At 34.4% G+C, this 16,963-nt stretch carries 9 protein-coding genes; 2 read left to right on the forward strand and 7 right to left on the reverse strand.

Annotated elements, in window-relative coordinates; all coding sequences use genetic code 11:
• Positions 1–3: 3 nt before the first annotated feature.
• From VB776_RS02645 to VB776_RS02655, 3 genes are all read right to left on the reverse strand, one after another.
• On the reverse strand, positions 4–4,938 hold the full coding sequence (locus tag VB776_RS02645) for a translocation/assembly module TamB domain-containing protein (protein WP_323325754.1): 4,935 nt from the start codon (positions 4,936–4,938) through the stop codon (positions 4–6).
• Between the two features lie 156 nt (positions 4,939–5,094).
• Positions 5,095–5,820 (reverse strand): hypothetical protein, encoded by a 726-nt coding sequence (locus VB776_RS02650; protein ID WP_323325755.1) that lies wholly within the window; start codon positions 5,818–5,820, stop codon positions 5,095–5,097.
• Positions 5,821–6,041: 221 nt separating this feature from the next.
• Complete coding sequence (locus VB776_RS02655; RefSeq protein WP_323325759.1) at positions 6,042–7,874, reverse strand: alpha-amylase family glycosyl hydrolase; 1,833 nt, start codon at positions 7,872–7,874, stop codon at positions 6,042–6,044.
• Positions 7,875–8,137: 263 nt separating this feature from the next.
• Here VB776_RS02655 and VB776_RS02660 point away from each other — a divergent pair, with 263 nt between their 5' ends.
• A complete protein-coding gene (locus VB776_RS02660; protein WP_323325761.1) occupies positions 8,138–8,950 on the forward strand; it encodes a tRNA threonylcarbamoyladenosine dehydratase in 813 nt (270 codons plus the stop codon).
• A 44-nt stretch (positions 8,951–8,994) separates the two neighbouring features.
• Here VB776_RS02660 and VB776_RS02665 read toward each other — a convergent pair whose 3' ends face one another.
• The 3 genes from VB776_RS02665 to VB776_RS02675 all read right to left on the reverse strand — a co-directional run bounded on the left by VB776_RS02665 (position 8,995) and on the right by VB776_RS02675 (position 11,927).
• Positions 8,995–9,816 (reverse strand): aminotransferase class IV, encoded by an 822-nt coding sequence (locus VB776_RS02665; protein WP_323325763.1) that lies wholly within the window; start codon positions 9,814–9,816, stop codon positions 8,995–8,997.
• 190 nt (positions 9,817–10,006) lie between these two features.
• Positions 10,007–10,741, reverse strand: a complete 735-nt coding sequence (locus tag VB776_RS02670; RefSeq protein WP_184130190.1) for a peptidase — start codon at positions 10,739–10,741, stop codon at positions 10,007–10,009.
• 190 nt (positions 10,742–10,931) lie between these two features.
• The gene (locus VB776_RS02675) at positions 10,932–11,927 is read right to left on the reverse strand and encodes an alpha-E domain-containing protein (protein WP_323325765.1); all 996 of its coding nucleotides are present in this window, start codon (positions 11,925–11,927) and stop codon (positions 10,932–10,934) included.
• A 365-nt stretch (positions 11,928–12,292) separates the two neighbouring features.
• Between VB776_RS02675 and VB776_RS02680 the strand changes: the two genes are divergently transcribed.
• Complete coding sequence (locus tag VB776_RS02680; RefSeq protein ID WP_323325767.1) at positions 12,293–14,998, forward strand: TonB-dependent receptor; 2,706 nt, start codon at positions 12,293–12,295, stop codon at positions 14,996–14,998.
• Positions 14,999–15,066: 68 nt separating this feature from the next.
• On the opposite strand, the gene VB776_RS02685 is transcribed toward VB776_RS02680, so the two are convergent.
• A complete protein-coding gene (locus VB776_RS02685; RefSeq protein WP_323325769.1) occupies positions 15,067–16,866 on the reverse strand; it encodes an acyl-CoA dehydrogenase family protein in 1,800 nt (599 codons plus the stop codon).
• Positions 16,867–16,963 lie beyond the last annotated feature (97 nt).

Here is a 16,963-nt window from a genome sequence, read left to right on the forward strand (position 1 = left end):
AAGCTATTTACTTTTTGGCTTTTTGAATATTTCTTTGAAAGTACCATACTCTATTGTCACAGTGAAACCTACACCAGTTTCAACCACGTAACCATCTAAAACTGACTGAAACTGATTTTTCCTGAATGCTTTGAAAAGATAACGACCATCATTTGTCAGTTTGTAGTTGACGGTAATGTTATCAAATACTTCTGCGGAATTCCTCGTGATGCTCGTTTTGTTTTCTAATTCAAAGTTTCTACCTACTTTAATTTCAATTTTATCATTAAAAAACGCTTTTGACAAACCTAAACTTAAATCGGTTCTAGCACTTGATTTTCCATTGAAAAAATCTTGTGTTGAAGATAAGTTCACGTCTAAATCGACACCTTTGATAAGGTCGGAAGCCAACATATCTAATTGGTCGGAAAGTAATTTACTTACACTTTGTCTTGCCAAAGCTTCTGGATTTGCCCCACCGCTACTTGAGAAAAAGTCGGAAGATTTCTCAGAGAAAAATCTATTTAAAATCAGTAAAGCAAATACTTGTTTGTTTACTTCGTTGGCATCTAGTTTGTTCAGGCGATTTTGCACATCTGTAATCACAGAACTGCTTACTAATTTTTGTGTTTTTGAAGGACGAATTTTGAAGGAAATATCTGGCTTTGTCAATCGCCCAGCCATCGTTAATAAAACATCAAATTGAATTTTTTGTCTGTAACGGTTATCGTCATTCGTTTCATTTGTCATCAAATCTAGCGGAGCTGTTTCTGTATTATAAACCGCTGTGATGTTTACTTCTGCATTCATAGGGTCGCCAGACCAAATGATATTACTACCTTTTTCGATTGAAAATTGACGCTTTAATACTTCAAAAGTCAAGCCGTAACTACCTTCCGTTAAATCGTAAGAACCTAAAATAAAGGGTTGTCCATCAGCACTTAATCCAGCGTTTAATCTGGCATTTCCTTTTACTTTTAGGTTGTCACCATTTAATTCATCAACCACAATGGTAAATTCAGATTTGTCGTCAGCTTCAATATTTAAGGACATTTCCGAAACGAAATCATTCATGAGTGATACTTTCGTCGTAGAATCTTCCTTGACGAGTACTTCATTTTTATGATTGACAAAAACTACAATGCCGTCGCTTTCGCTTTGTTCGTCGAAACTTTCAGGAACGATAATCGAAATATTACTATTTTCTCTTACTTTAATATCGCCTTCAATTTTAGCAGCAGAAGAAATCCCTTGAACAGATAAACTTGCATCAACAAAGCCTTTTCCGTAGAAAAAATCATTATCTTTTCGGCTAGAATTTAACACCATGAAGTTTTTGGTATTAATCGTCAAATCGTATTTTACCTCAGGAATATTTGCCAATGAAACTGTTCCATCAATTTTCAAAGGTTGATTTAAAGTATCACTGAGTGTAAATTGTTTAAGTTGAATTGTTTTTCCTTCAAAAAACAATTTTTGTTTATCAATCAAATAACGGCTACCCAATTGTGTGATGTTGAAACCAACATTGCTAAAACCTAAATCGCCAAGAATTTGTGGCTGAGTGCTTGAGCCTTTGATGGTGGCTTGTCCTTGTAAAACCCCTTTGGCTTGTTTGAGTTGCCCAAAACTGAAAGCTTGTACAGTTTCTGCACCAAGTTTATTGATAGATAATTTAAAATCGAGTGGATTTTCGTTGTTGAGGTAATAATTTCCAGTGAGTTGTAAATCGTTTTTAGTACTTAATAAAGTAGCTTTTGCGGTAATTTTTTCAGCAGTTTCGTTAAATACATTTACATCTAAATTCCCAATCGGGCTTTGTTGAAAAGTGAAATCTGTCACTTTTACATCGCCAGTAAACGACGGCGACGCCATGTAATTACTCAGTAAAATTTGTCCGTCAATTTTTCCGCCAGCCATTAAGGAATCTGTGACGAAAAGTGTGACAAAGTTTTCAATTCTGAAATTTTCGGCTGTAATATTGATTGGTCCATTGGCTTCAGAAGAAGTACTGTTGACAAATAAACGCTGTTTTTCTTGCTCCATTTGGAAATGATTGACGAGTAAACCCGATTTTCCATATTGTACAAAACCCGTTGAATCAACTTCCCAATTTTTATAATTTAATTTCAAACTGCCCTTAACCAATCGAATTCTGTATTGATTATCAAAATTCTGAACTAAGCCAGCTACTTCATTTCTGTTTTGGTCGATAGAATCTTTAAAAACTGTTTTAAAAGTTGCTGTATTATTTGCTACAATTCCATTTAAAAAGGTTTTTCTGACATTAAAACTACTCATTTCAACACCCGAAAGTGACGCTTGATAAGTCAACTTTTCAGCATTGGCATTTAGGTTTACTTTTACATTAGAAACCTTGATGGTATCATATTCCAGATTGGGCGAAAATAAAGACATTTTCATCAGCGTATCAGCCTGACTATTCAGTAAAGCCGAAAATCGAACAGTATCAAGTTTGGTAAGACTTGGTAAAAAAGCCTTAAAAACTGGATGTTTTACCATTTTTGCCTCAATAGAAAGTTTGTAAGGCTCTGTAACTGGCGTGAAAGTAATATCAGGAATCGTAAAATAGCGATTGATATTACTGATAAAAATATCAGATAGCTGCAAGTAATTAAAATCTCCTTTGATATTGGCAATTAAGAATGGCGATTGAATATCAAATCTTCTACCATCTTTGGTGTTTTGGGCAGTCAGCGTGGTGTTTTCAAGTTTAATGGGTTTGCCATCTTGATAGATTGTTGCTTCGTGAATTGTTATTTTTCCGTTTGGATTGTTCGGGTCAGTTGATGGCATATCTACATCAATATTTCCATGAATTCCAATGTTGTCAGCATAAAATCCTAGTGGTTTTAGATTTAATTCAGCAATTTCAAGATTCCCTTTTACACCAGGGAAATTTTGTGATAAATCAACTTTTGTGTCTATTTTTAATGAAATATTTGGGTCTGTAATATGTGCTTTAACTTGTGCAATTTGATTAGTGATATTCGTCTCAAATACTAAATTTTTATAATTATAGCCTTTTACTTCTGCTTGCTGAATAGTGCCTTCGATAGCAGTATTCATCGTTTTTAAATCTAAGCCTTTCCCTTTTACTTTTGCATTGAGCGTGAGCTTTCCTACGTTTTCTGTTTGTTTAATAAATTTGCCCATTTCAAAAGCATCCAAACTCATTACACCTTCATATTGTTGGTTTTTATCAGCAGTAATATTGATTAGTTTTCCGTTAAAAGAAGCACCGCCCATATCGGTTTTTACTTTAGCATTAATGGCTAAATTTTCGATTTTTCCGTTGATTGTTCCTACTAAATTTACTTTTTGTGGCAACTCAATATTACTTGGAATGCTATTGGCTGGTGCTAATTTCAAAATATCATTTTTAGTCATTGAAACCTCTTTGATATTTAGTTTTAACGCCATTTTATTAATGTCGGGCAAACCAGTGATTACTCCTTGTAAATTGGCTTTGGCTTGTCCGAACCCAGTCATTGAAAACTTGCTAATTTTTAAATTATTAACTGTACCAGTTGCTAAACCATCAACTTTTAGCAAAGCATTTTCATTCCCTTTGAAAGGAGGCATTTGGGCAAAATCTGGCATTAATAATAAAATATCTTTGAAAGCAACCTGACTATTTTTGAGATTGAGTTTGATTTTTGAAGTGCCAATATTTTTACTGAATTGTTCAAATGAAGTGTAACTCAGCGATAATTCATCTCTTAAAATGGTGTTAGGTGTTTTTAGGTACAGTTTTTTCAAAAATGTCTGACGATTGGTATAGGCAAAATCTGTCTGAAATTTTTGTAATTCAAAACCAGATTTTTCTTTGAATGAACTCGAATATAACCAACCTGAAATATTGTCAGGAGAGAAACGGAAACGTTCTAAGTTTACTTTTAAATTATTGATTTTTAGGTTGTTGTAATCTAATTCTTTTTTTAAGGCAACTTGGTTTTGGTCTTGATACTGAATGTTATTGCCATCCAAGATTATTTTATCAACCAATACTTTCCAGTTGTTTGGAGATGATGTTTCTTTTTGAGTAGTTACTTTTTCTTTTTTTACTTTTTTCAAGAAACTAACTTTTGCGTCGGTATTATAAAGATTTACAGATTTTAAATGTACTTGTTCGCCAGCTAAGTAAAGTTTATTGCCTTTTACATTCAATGAACCTAAGTTTACTGTATTGACTAAGCCAGCACTTTCTTCCGTGATTTTCCATTGAATATTTTTAGCATTAAATTCTCCAAAAGCTAAATCCAAGCTATCAGATTTTGTAACGCTTTCAGGTGTTTTTGCCAAAGCTTCATAAATGCGAAGAGATAAATTTCCACCATTTAAGGATACTTTATCTAAATGATATTTTGAAATACTTGGGTCAATAGCTTTGAAAGACGTTTGGGCATTTTCAAGCCTAACTTTTGCATCTACGCCAGTAACATCATCGAGATAAGCAATGTTAACTTGCTTGAGGAAAATATTCGATAATTGATAATTGAGAGGAGTTCCTTTGGTTGTGTCGGTACTTTTATCGGTACTCTCAAATGCTTTTAAGATGTAGTTGAAATTGAAAGTTGTATCTGGAAGCGTGCGTTTTATACTAAGATTGATATTATCTAATTCTATTTTATTTATATTTACCTTGTTTTGTAATAAAGCCAACATATCAATATCTACCCGCATTTTGTTGCCGTAAAGTAATGTATCGTTCTTATTATCGGGTAAATAAACGCCTTCTAAAGCTATCCAATCTGGAATATTGTAGCTAATTCTTTTGATAGAAAATGGTTTGTTGAGTTTTTTTTGGAGGTAAAAAACTACTTTTTCGGTTAGATATAACTCACCAGCGGGTGTTCTGAAATAAAAGATTAGACCTATCAGAATAAGTACTAAACTTAGAAAAATGATGCCCGCTATTTTTACAAACTGTTTCATTTAGTCTTTTTCATGTGGTTTAAAGCTAATTAAAAGGATTTTTAGCCTTTTAATTTCAAAAGAAACGATAATAGGTATTATTTTGGTAGGCTGTTATTTGGTACAAAAAAATATCAATCCAACCTTGAGATTGGATTGATATTAAACCTAAAATTATTAGCGTTTAAAAGTAGTTACTTCAAAAGTTGGATTGAAAATAATCTGACTTGTTAATTTTACCTTTTTCTTATCAATACTGCTGTAATAAGTTCCAACTGATGGATATTTGATGCCAAATTCAGAAGTGGCATAAGTTGTAAATTCTTGTGTGATTTCTTCGCCAGTTGATAATTTGTATTTCATCGAACTAAGTAAATTTGTGGTGCTATCGAAGTATAAGTCATATTTGATTTCTTTGCCTTTTAATTCAATATGATGCACTTTTTGCGTAGCCACAGTTTCAAGTCCAACATAAGTAGCGATGTAACCTTTTTGCTGGTAATTCAAAAAAGGTAAAAGGAAATCATCTACTTCTCTTTTCATATTACTTTGTTCTTTGGCACTCAAGTCTTTCACATCATAAACGATAGCTTTATCACGGCTACCTGTTGGAATTTTCAAGAAAGCATCAGCTGTACCTACGCCATAAATAAAACTACGTTTCATGATAGTTTTGGTTTTTAGCATAGACTTATCCGCTAAAGAAGCCTTTACTTCCATATCATAATCTGTTACAGCATTGGCTACAAACGACTGTTTCAACGTATAAGTTTTTACTTTTTTCCAAAGTGGCAATCCACCAGTGCTTTGGTAATATTTATTGAAAATGGTATCAGGCGATTGTGCAAAAGCATTGATAACGAACAAACTCATCATCAAAGTAATGATACTTAATTTTTTCATGAGATATATTTGAAATTTAAGGTTTTAATACTGTTTGTCTATGGAACTCTAAAATACTCACTGATATTGTTTATAGAAAGAAGAGTTCATTATTTTAATATAATTACATCATAAAACAATGAAATATTTATATTTTGAGGAAAGATTTTTTGTTCTTTATAAAATAACACAAGGAATGCCGTAACATTCCTTGTGAATATATGCCCTCTACCCACCGCTAATTATTCGTCTCTATCCTGTGAAAATATCAGTGCCGTATAAGCTGCAATTGATATGGTAGCATAATGTTGCATATTATCATATTCGCCTGCTTGAGTATTAATATGATGAGAATCAAAATTGTCGAAATCCTTATCATAGCCTTCCCAATCGCTATTAAATCTTAGTTTCCAGCGTCCACCTTGTGGAAAGCCAATTGCTAAATCTTCATAAGATTTATTAGAAAAATTAAGAACAATTACAGTATTATCACCTTGCCCGCCTTTGTTCCATCTTTGAAAAACAATAACCTTGTGTGTTTCATCTACTCTGATAATTTGAGTATTTTGTCCTGTTAAGCCTTCAGTATTATTGTAATAATTAAGGCGAAGTTTTATTAAATCTTTATGTAAACCAGTAAAAGCTTTGAATTTTTCAGCCCTTGTCCAATCAATCGGGTCAGTATCCGAAAACCATTTATCTTCCAATAATTCTTGTCCTTGAAATAACATTGGTATTCCTCCAGTTGTCATTACCAAAGCTGTTCCCAACGATGCTCTTTTTTTAGAGAACCAATTATTTACGTTATCAAACGCAATTTCTTCGGCTACTCTTGCCTTGCCATTGGCTACTTCATCATGTGATTCTGTGTAGATTACTCTTTTAAAAGTATCACCAGAGTATTTATTAAGAAGTGCCAAACAAATACTTTCCATATTTCGGTTTTCGTCTTCCTGCTCAATCAAAGCTTTACGAATAGGATGAACAAAATCAGCATCCCATTGACTCCCAAAACCTAAGCCACAATCGTTTCCTAAATGGTCTGTTATGGAATCTAATCCATGTAAATCTTCAGCAATGATTATTTTCCAAGGGAATTTTTCAGCTACTTCACTATTAATCCATCTGATTAAACTTAATCCTTCTTGTAAAGTATCACTTGAATCTTCATTGGCTTTTACATTTCTGATGTAAGGCGTCATATCCATTCTTAGTCCATCTACTCTAAATTCTTCTAGCCACATCATTGCATTATCACGAATGTACTGGCGTACTTCTGGTCTGCCATAATCGGGGCGAGTATTTCCCCAAGGAGTCGTCGCTCGCCAATCATTATAGAAATAGATACCGCCCATTCCGTTTTCTTGCCAACCGTCAAACTGCCAAAGATCCATATCTGTTGGACCAAAATGATTGTAAACTACATCCAAAATTACAGCGATGTCACGCTCGTGAGCAGCTTTGATAAAAGCCTTAAAAGCATCTGGCCCACCATAACTTGATTCTATGGCAAATGGATAGGATGGATTATAACCCCAAGAGAAATCGCCAGGAAATTCAAAAGGAGGCATTACTTCTATGGCATTGATACCAAGGTCTTTTAAATAATCTAGTTTTTCGATAAGACTGTAAAAATCACCGACTTGTCCTTTGGTTTTTACATGGTAAGTACCCACATGCAGTTCGTAGATAACCAATTTATTCCAAGTTGGCATCTGAAAATTATCTTCTTCCCAGTTAAAATCATTTTGGTCATATATAATTGAATTCCCTACGGAATTAGTTAGTTTACGTGAATAAGGGTCATTCCGTTGGAGTTCCCCAGATGGTGTTTTTAGATAATACTTATATTCATCTCCAGCTTTTGCTTCAAAAACATTTGTACTCCAATAACCATTTCCTTCATTTTCAAGAACAGCTTTATTAGGCTTCCAGTCATTGAACGAACCAATAACACTTACTTCTTGTGCATTTGGAGCCCAAACTCTAAAAAATACACCGTTTTCGTGGATGATAGCACCCATTCCGCCAACATTTATTTTTTCACTGATTGTATTGTTCGTCTCGTTATTCATGTTTTTCTTTATTAATAGTTGTGAGAAGTTTATGAAGTAATGATTCATGGATTCAGAATAAATTTATATGCCAGTCGTAAAAGCATGATTTAAAGTATTTTTTTGCTAAAATTTCTACAAAAAGAATTTTGTTGTGGCTTTTTCTCTACAATTCTAGTGTAGATTTAAAAAATTAGTGATACTTCTGTAATTTTGTAAAATCGGGCAAAATAGCCCTTTTATCGACTCATAACATCGGAGTTTATGAGTATAATTTTTGAAAAATGAGTGATTTAACTTGGCTTGGAAGAACCAAATTATTAATAGGAGACGAAGGAATCCAGAAATTACAGAATGCTCACGTGTTGGTGGTTGGGCTTGGTGGAGTAGGCTCTTTTGCCGCTGAATTTATTGCTCGTTCGGGTGTTGGTACGATGACTATCGTTGACGGTGACGTGGTTGACCCTTCTAATCGAAACCGACAATTACCCGCACTTTCTACCACACACGGGCAACCGAAAGCAGATTTAATGGAAGAACGTTTGTTGGCAATCAATCCAGAATTGAAGCTGACAAGTATTCGTCAATTTCTTTCACCAGAAGCCGTTGAAGAGATTTTAACTAACAATAATTTTGATTATGTGATGGATTGTATTGATTCTATCACACCAAAATTGATGTTACTGACAACGGCATATCAGAAAAACTTAAAGATTGTAAGTTCGATGGGAGCGGGTGGTAAAGTTGACCCAACAAAAATCCGTACCGCAGATTTATTTGATACCCGTGAATGTTACTTGGCTTCGCTTGTCAGAAAACGTCTGCGTAAACTTGGAATTCGTTCGGGTATCAAGGCGGTTTATTCTACCGAAAAAATGATGGAAGAATCGTTGATGTTGACTGATGGTTCAAATTACAAGAAATCTGCTTATGGCACTATTTCTTATATGCCAGCAGCTTTTGGGGGCGTTTGTGCATCCGTCGTTTTAAGGGATTTGCTAGGCTTTCCAGTAGAAATGGAAAAGAAATTAAAAGCTTTGGCTAGTCGAGAGAAAAAGCAACAAGAATTAGAGAAAAAGCGAAAAGTTGCTAAATAAAAAAGAGGAGGCAATTATGTATCATGATAATTGCCTCCTCTTTTTTAGCTAAAGTTTTTTTCATGCTCAAGAAACAAATCTTGAAGTTTTTTAGTGATTTTTCCAACTTTACCTCCACTAAATACTTTATTGTCAGTTTGGGTAATAGCAATAATTCTTTTTGTACTTCCAGTCGTAAATACTTCGTCGGCATCGTAATATTCTTGTGTACTGAGGTCTCTTTCTTCTACTACAAAATGCTTTTTGGCTAAATTTAGCACGTATTTTCTTGTTACTCCAAATAAAGCACCATCTACAGGAGTAATAATTTTTTCATTTTTAATAACAAAAATATTACTTCTTGAAGACTCTGAAATGAAACCATTTTGATGATACAGTACATCATCTGCTCCAACTGCTTTCATTTTGGCTAAAGCCCTGATGGGTGTAATATAATTTAGGGTTTTAATTTCTGGGATTTCTCTTCTATACTCAATACTCATCAGTTTCATGCCCACGTCAGCGGGTTTAAACTCAAAAGGTTTACCCATGACGATTAAATTTGATTGCTCCGCAGGAGTATAACCATCAGCAGAGTAACCACCCGTCATCACCATTTTAACGCCTAATAAATGTTGTGGATGTAAGCGAATAATTTCTACAATAATGTTCCTGAGTTCATCACGAGAAGCTGGGATTTTCAAACCCATTAAATTAGCTGAATTCTCAAAACGGTCGAGATGGTCTTCTATAAAAATAGGTTTTCCATCAATGGCACGAAAAAAATCAAAAATGCCGTAACCCCTCAATAAACCAAGGTCGCTTACATGAATATTTGCATTCTCAGCAGGAATAATTTGTCCATTTAAAAATATATACTCTTTCATTTAGTGGCTATTCAAAAGAAACGAAATTTATAATTCTCAAAGAAAGACTTGATTAATCTGATTCAACAAATGATGCTGTTCAGTCATTATAAAATTCCGAAATTGGAAAAAGGAGATGATGAATTTGAAGATGATAGATAACGAAAATAAAAGGCTTGATATACTTTAAACATACCAAGCCTTCTATTATTTATTGAACTTCGCAGCTTTTTTCTAAAATATTTTGTAGCCATTCGTTTGGCAAATTATCGACAGAATCTTTCAATAAAGCGTTCCACTTTTTGGTTACTTCGCTCATATCATCTTTCGTAAGGCGATGCTCGATAACATTGAAACTATCTTTTTGATATACAATTACATCAATAGGATAATCAACATCGCTTGCACTTACTTGCGTAGCATCGAACGAAAGGAATCCTAATTTTAGGGCATCTTCTAACGAAGTTTCGTAAGATAAAGTACGATTCAACAAAGGTTTTCCATAATTAGAATTACCAATGATTTGGTACTTTAAACCTTCATTAATCTCAATCCAATTGCCTTCAGGGAAAATCAAAAACAATTTATGTTCATCATCATGTGGCATTTGTCCACCAACAATTGAATGTAAATTGAAATTATAACCTTCTGCTTTCAGTGTTGCTTTATCTTCTTGGGCTACTTTTCTAATCATATCACCGAAAGCATTAACAGCTTCATACATGTAATCAAACTTGCAACCTTTTTCTTCAGTAAGTCTGTTAAAATAGATGATAGATTTATCACGGACTGATCTCAGACCGGCCGTCATGATAAAAAGAGAATGGTTACCTACTTCGTGGATAGAAACCTTTTTGTTGGAGTAAACCTCCGTACCAGCGGTAATTCTAGTGTCAGCGATAGCCACGATGCCACCACGTACTTTAATCCCTAAACAGTATGTCATTTGCACAGTCGATAATTTGTTTGAATCGATTAGTTAATCTCTATTTTGTATTAAAACGAACAAGTGTTAAAATGCAGGTTTAATCGTACAAAATCAGGTATATAAAAAACTAATGATTCTAGCGTTTTTGTAAATAGTGGTCGGCTAGTTATAAGTAAAAATAACTAACATACAAAAGTAAAAAAACTACTTATTGTTCTACCATATTTAGGTGTATTTCTTCTTCAATTACTGGTTTTAAATCAAAATACGTTTGATAGATTGCTTTGCCTACTGCATTATTTTTTTGTTGAAATTCGTCAAGATACTGATGTAAACCCGTATCAAAAATATCTTTAATTTCAGTGAATTCTACTTCAGAACGCAATTTACTAAGTGCTTTTTCAGCTGGATTTGAGTACGATGCTGTGATAGAAGTACCCGATATTTCGTATAATGATAATTCTGCCTGACGAATGCAGTGCATTACCGAGCGAGGGAATTTTTTATCAAGTAATAAAAAATCTACAATCGCTGTCGGGTTCATTACTTGGTACTGTTGGCGAAACATATTGTAAGCACTCACCGATTTTAATACTGATGACCAAAGCATCAAATCAAGTGGTGAACCTACTGCACCAATTTCTGGCAAAAGTGTAAAGTATTTTACATCCAAGAATCTTGTTGTTTTATCAGCACGTTCTATCAACCTGCCCAAACGCCCAAAATGCCAACCTTCACCTCTAGTAATGGTTGAATCAACAATGCCATAAAACAATTGGCTACCCGTTTTAATGTTCTCTAAAAAACCTTGGTATCTTGCCAATTCCCACGATTTACTTTCGGCAGCCGCATCCTTTACTGTCCAATAAATTTGGTTGACGTACTCCCACATTTCACGAGAGATACTCTCACGAATGGTTCTTGCATTTTCACGAGCTTCAAGCAAACAAGATAAAATCGAGTTTGGATTTTTTACATCAAAAGCCATAAAATACAATACGTTTTCACGAGTAGGTGCATCATAATGCTTTTGGAAGATATAATTATCAGCCGTGGCAATAATCAGCGGTTCCCACTGTTCAGGTACGTCAGGAGGTAAGTCAAGTGCTAAATTGAAGTTTACCGAAATAAAACGGGCATAATTATCGGCACGTTCGATGTACCGATTCATCCAATAGATAGAATTTGCTACTCTGCTAAGCATACATTATGAGTTTAATGCGTTAATGGGAAATTTATGAAAACAATTTTACTTCACCAGAAGGTTGGTTTACGATATAACATGAAGTTGAAATTGACATTTTCTTGAAAATTATGTATTCATAAAATTAGAAGAAAAATCTATTTAATCAACACCTTCTGATGGATTTTAGCAAGTTTAAATGGTTTTCTACATTGCACTCTTTTTTTAATTATATTTTTCCTTGAAAAATAATTATTCCTTTTTGGGAACTTCATAAATAAAAAAATGAGGGTACATTAAAATATCGTTTTTATGTTATATTGCAAATAGTTATTTAGCTTTTCGTTAAAATAACCAAATTAATATTAATCTTTTCTAAAAAACACATGAAAAAAATTTTTCTACTTACAATTCTAGCGATGCTAGGATTTAGGGGGCTAAACTATGCCCAAGACAAAACGCTGACTGGAAAAGTCAAAGATGCGAAGGATGGCTCTGTATTACCCGGAGCTTCAGTTGTTGCCAAAGGAACATCAATCGGAACAGTAACCAACAGCTCAGGAGAATTCACACTGAAAGTACCCGCCTCGGTGTCTGTTCTAACAGTATCATTCATTGGTTATGCTTCCAAAGATGTGCCTGTTAGTGCTGGATTTTTGAATGTGTCACTTGATGTTGCTAGTAATCAGTTGGAAGAAGTGGTGATTTCAACAGGTAGCCGAAATTCTAAAAGAACGATGACCGACACGCCGCTTCCTATTGATATTCTATCTGCGGCAGATTTAAAGACTACTGGTCAAACTTCTTTCGATAAAGCACTTCAATACCGAGTACCCTCATTCAACACGGTTAATACTCCTGTAAATGATGCTACTTCTTTACTTGACCCTTACGAAATTAGAAACATGGGCCCTAGCCGTACTTTGATTTTAATTAATGGGAAACGTAAAAACACAAGTGCTTTGATGTACATTCAGACTTCACCTGGTCGTGGAGAATCGGGTGCTGATATTTCGGCGATTCCACAACAAGCGATTAAGCGTGTTGAAATTTTGCGAGATGGTGCTTCTGCTCAATATGGTTCTGATGCGATTGCTGGTGTAATGAACATTATTTTGAAAGATAAATTTGATTATGGTTCAGCTACACTTACAATGGGTGTTACTGCCAAAGGAGACGGAAAACACATTGGGTTTTCGGTGAACAATGGTTCAAATTTTGAGAAAGGATACATCAATTATACAATTGATTTTAGCCGTACAACTTTGGCGAATCGTCCGGGTACGGTAAGTGCCGAAGCAGAAGCTGATGCAAGTTTGGGTTTTGATGCTCCTTTGGCCCAAGTAAAGAGTTTCTTGGCACTTAAACCTGATGCTGGTAACATCAACGGTCAGCCAGAAAACACAGCTGCAAAATTCTTAGTGAATGGTGGATATTCAGTGGGTGAAAAAGCAGAATTATATTATACTGCGGCTTATGTTTATAAAAGAGTAAACAGTTTTGCGAATTATCGTACTCCGTATTGGCGACCAACTGATTATGGACTTTTAACCCCAGCAGGACAACCTTATTTGGGTTATGTACCTACTTTTCAAGGAGACTTGAATGATTATACTGCAACTATCGGAGTAAAAAGTGAAACAAATGGTTGGAAAACAGATTTAAGTTTTACAACAGGTGGAAACAAACAATTATATACTGTTTCGAATTCTGTAAACCGTAGTTTAGGAAAAGGCTCGCCTACTTATTTTAAACCTGGTGGATATGAATTTAGCCACAACGTTGGAAATATTGACGTTTCTAAACAAGTAAATGATAAGTTGAGCCTTTCGTTTGGTTCAGAGTTTCGTGCAGAAACCTTTACTGTTTTTGTAGGGGATACTTCTTCTTATGTAGGTTCTGGTGCGGATTCTTTTCCAGGAACTACTCCGAACAATGCAGGAACAAATACTCGTTTTAACTTCGGTGGATACGTAGATTTAGGATATGATATTACTGATAATTTTTTAGTGAATGGTACTTTACGTTCTGAACACTACAGCGATTTTGGTGATGCAACAGTTTACAAAATCAGCTCACGCTATAAATTTAGTGATAAAGTGACATTACGTGGGTCTTATTCTACTGGATTCCGTGCACCGTTATTACACCAAATTTATCAACAACAAGCGCAAGCTAGTTTTGTACCAGGTCAAGGAATTCAAACAAAAGGTGTTGTAAATAATGTAAGTCCACAAGCTTTTGCTTTAGGAGTACCAAAATTAACTCCTGAAAAATCAACTAACTTTACTGTAGGTTTAGGTTTAAATCCAACGAAAAATCTAAGTGTTACTTTAGACTATTATAATATCAAAGTAAAAGACCGTATCGTTTTAGGTTCTGAAATTGCAGGAACTGATGCAGGAAACACAGCTTTAGATAATATTTTGACATCAAATGGTATTGTTGCAGTAAGTTTCTTTGCGAATGCTTTGAATACAACTACTTCTGGGCTTGATTTTGTAGTTTCTCAGAAGAATGTCGAATTAGGAATGGGTAAATTGGGAATCAATTTAGCAGGTAATTATACTTTCGAAAATAAATATACTTCAATCAACAACCCTAAATTGATTGCCGATGCTGGCAAATCAATTTTTGATAGAACACAAGATGCTTTATTGTTTTCATCTCGTCCAAAATACAAAGTGATTCTTGGATTCGATTATTTAATCAAAGGCATTAATATCAATTTGAATAATACTTTATTTGGAAAAACTCGCTTTCATCAAAATGGCTTAGATGCTGGTACTGATACAGAGTTTACTCCAGCTGTTGTTTCTGATTTAGCAATAAGTATTCCATTCTCATCAAAAACTACTTTTACATTTAATGTAAACAATGTGTTGAATGTGTTGCCAAAGTGGGATTTTATTGACCTTAAAACAGGCGTTAAAACACGTTATGATGTAAATAACAATGTACCATCTGCAAAGTATTATGAACAATATAATTTGATTACTTTCAACGGACGTTACTCAAGAGTTACTTATGATGGTTCTCAGTTTAGCCAACTAGGTACTATTTTTAACGCAAGTTTGAATATTAAATTCTAATTGATTCAAATACAAAAGAGGTCTTTACTCGCCGAGTAAAGACCTCTTTTGGTAATAAGCTGTTATCATTAAAAAACATAACCATTTTTTTCAATAGCCGCTTCTGCAATTCTTCTACGAGCTTCTTTTAAATTGATTGGTTCTATTTTTGTAAAGCGTTTTAATCCCATTAACATTACACGGAGTTCATCGCCTTCGGCAAAACTTGTAATAGCTGATTTCCCTGCATTATTTGTTTTCTCAACGGCACTGTGTAAATAAATTAAAGCCGCATCTTTTTGTAAAGTACAAGCTTCTTCACCACGAACAGTAATCAATTTCTCTACTCTTAATAAAGTTGATTCTGCTACATAAAGCTCAATCATCATATCAGCCAAATTCATTATGATTTCTTGTTCTTGTTCAAACTTCATCATGAATTTTTGTAATGCTGCTCCTGCCACCATCAAAATGGCTTTTTTCATATTTTTGATTATTTTTTTCTCTACCACGAAAATGCCTTCTTCATCAGAAATACTAAAATCTGGTATCGACATAATCTCTTTTCCAACTTCCATTGCCGCCGGCATCAAATTGATTTCGCCTTTCATCGCTCGCTTTACCACTGTGCCAACAGAAAGTAAACGGTTAATTTCGTTGGTACCTTCAAAAATTCTATTGATTCTAGAATCTCTGTAAGCTCTATCCATTGGTGCTTCGGCTGAGAAGCCCATTCCGCCATAAATTTGTACTCCTTCATCAACAATAAAATCCAATACTTCAGAACCATGTACTTTAAGCATGGCACATTCTATGGCAAATTGTTCAACACCTTTTAGTTTTGCTTGAGATGACTCTACGCCACTTGCCAGTAAATCTTCAATGGCATCGTCAATATTTTGTCCTGCACGGTAACAAGCTGACTCTGAAGCAAATACTTTTATGTTCATCTCAGCAATTTTATGCTTGATTGCTCCGAAATTACTGATAGAAGTACCAAACTGCTTACGTTCGTTAGCATAATTAACGGCTTTACCAATAATTCCTTTAGATGCACCCACAACTGCTGAAGCTAATTTTATACGCCCAATGTTCAGAATATTTACTGCAATCTTAAAGCCTCCTTCACGAGTGTATAATTGATTTTCAACAGGTACTTTGCAATCATTAAAGAAGATTTGACGAGTAGATGAGCCTTTTATTCCCATTTTTCGCTCTTCTTCATTCATCGTAATACCGCCAAAATCTTTTTCTACAATGAAGGCTGTTAACGATTTATCATTATCAATTTTAGCAAAAACAATGAACAAATCAGCAAAACCACCGTTGGTTATCCACATTTTTTGCCCGTTGATGATATAATGTTTACCATCTTCCGTTAATTCAGCTTTGGTTTTTCCAGAATTTGCATCTGAACCTGAATCTGGCTCAGTTAAACAATAAGCGGCTTTCCATTCGCCAGTGGCTAATCTTGGTAAGTATTTTGTTTTTTGTTCTTCGTTGCCATAATACAAAATTGGCAGTGTCCCAATACCAGTATGTGCCGACAAGGCTACCGAAAAAGAATGTCCGCCACCACAAGCTTCCGCTACCAACATTGAAGTATTGAAATTCATCCCAAAACCACCATATTCTTCTGGAATAGCTGTTCCTAATAAACCTAGCTCACCGGCTTTGTCCATTAGTTCAACCATCAAATCGGTATTTTTAGCATAATCAATATCGTCTAAACGTGGATGTACTTCTGTACGAAGGAAATCCAAGCAAGTTTGGGCAATCATTTGTTGCTCTTCTGTAAAATCTTCAGGAGTGAAAATTTGCGAAGCGTCGATGTCTTTAATTAAAAACTCGCCTCCCTTGATGGAAGCTTTATTAGCTGTGATTGTCATGTCTTTATCAATTTAATCTGAATAAAAGCCTAAAATATGATGCTTACATACTATTTTATGTAAAGATAAGCAATAAAAAAAATGTTATGCAAGCATA

The sequence above is a fragment of the Arcicella gelida genome (assembly GCF_034931025.1).
In the GTDB taxonomy this organism is placed as follows: Bacteria; Bacteroidota; Bacteroidia; order Cytophagales; family Spirosomataceae; genus Arcicella; species Arcicella gelida.

What these genes read in the sequence shown, in the direction of transcription:
- VB776_RS02655 (WP_323325759.1), bottom strand. Translation starts at nt 7,874, where the DNA reads ATGAATAACGAGACGAACAATACAATCAGTGAAAAAATAAATGTTGGC.
- VB776_RS02665 (WP_323325763.1), bottom strand. Translation starts at nt 9,816, where the DNA reads ATGAAAGAGTATATATTTTTAAATGGACAAATTATTCCTGCTGAGAAT.
- VB776_RS02675 (WP_323325765.1), bottom strand. Translation starts at nt 11,927, where the DNA reads ATGCTTAGCAGAGTAGCAAATTCTATCTATTGGATGAATCGGTACATC.
- VB776_RS02680 (WP_323325767.1), top strand. Translation starts at nt 12,293, where the DNA reads ATGAAAAAAATTTTTCTACTTACAATTCTAGCGATGCTAGGATTTAGG.
- VB776_RS02670 (WP_184130190.1), bottom strand. Translation starts at nt 10,741, where the DNA reads ATGACATACTGTTTAGGGATTAAAGTACGTGGTGGCATCGTGGCTATC.
- VB776_RS02685 (WP_323325769.1), bottom strand. Translation starts at nt 16,866, where the DNA reads ATGACAATCACAGCTAATAAAGCTTCCATCAAGGGAGGCGAGTTTTTA.
- VB776_RS02660 (WP_323325761.1), top strand. Translation starts at nt 8,138, where the DNA reads ATGAGTGATTTAACTTGGCTTGGAAGAACCAAATTATTAATAGGAGAC.
- VB776_RS02645 (WP_323325754.1), bottom strand. Translation starts at nt 4,938, where the DNA reads ATGAAACAGTTTGTAAAAATAGCGGGCATCATTTTTCTAAGTTTAGTA.
- VB776_RS02650 (WP_323325755.1), bottom strand. Translation starts at nt 5,820, where the DNA reads ATGAAAAAATTAAGTATCATTACTTTGATGATGAGTTTGTTCGTTATC.